Origin of the sequence: Paracoccus binzhouensis (assembly GCF_016446475.1) — a bacterium.
Classification (GTDB): Bacteria; Pseudomonadota; Alphaproteobacteria; order Rhodobacterales; family Rhodobacteraceae; genus Paracoccus; species Paracoccus binzhouensis.
Map to the genome: position 1 here is coordinate 1 of NZ_JAEHFP010000260.1, position 713 is coordinate 713.

At 74.8% G+C, this 713-nt stretch carries 2 pseudogenes; both read right to left on the bottom strand.

Going from position 1 to position 713, the window contains the following annotated elements:
• A pseudogene (locus I9P22_RS24345) lies at positions 1 to 346 on the bottom strand (peptidoglycan -binding protein); the annotation flags it as partial.
• Positions 336 to 713 (bottom strand): annotated as a pseudogene (locus I9P22_RS24350) (hypothetical protein); the annotation flags it as partial. The pseudogenes I9P22_RS24345 and I9P22_RS24350, both read right to left, overlap by 11 nt.

Genomic DNA, 713 nt, shown 5'->3' on the forward strand with positions numbered 1-713 from the left:
CGGCGGCCAGCCGGGCGGCTTCGGTCTGGGCGTCGATCTCGGCCCGCGCGCCGGCCACCGCCTGCTCGGAGCGCCGCAGCCGCTCGCGCTCGGCCGCCAGGTCGCGGTCCAGCGTGGCGGCACGGGCCTGCGTGCTGGATAGCGCGTCCGACAGCTGCGCCACCTGCCGGCCCAGCTGGTCCAGCTCGCTGTCCTGGGTGGTGATCTGGTCGCGCAGCACCGATTGCACCAGCAGGAAGATGGTCAGCACGAACATCATGACCATCAGGAGCGCGGTCATCGCATCGACGAAACCCGGCCAGATCGTGGCCGAGAAACGGTTGCCGCCGCCCCGGCTAAGTCCCATCGCCGCGCTCCAGGCTGCGGATGGCGCGGGTCAGCGCCGCCATGTCCTCGCGCAGCTCCGAGATCAGCCCGTCGCGGCCGCTGGCGGCTTCCTCGACCAGCCGGCCCAGCTGCACGTCGATCGAGCGCAACCGCATCCGCGCCTCGGGATCGTCGCCCGAGGCCGGGCGCTGCGCGCTCAGCTCGATGATGCGGTCCTGGCCCTCGGCCAGCCGCTCCAGCGCCCGGACCAGCCGGCTGTTGTCCGGCGCGGGGGCCGGCGTAGGCGCCTCGGCCAGCGCCACCAGCCGGTCCTGGCCCTCGGCCAGCCGCTCCAGCGCCTCGGCCATGGCGCCGTCCGGCGCGGGCTGCGGCATCTCGGCCAGCGC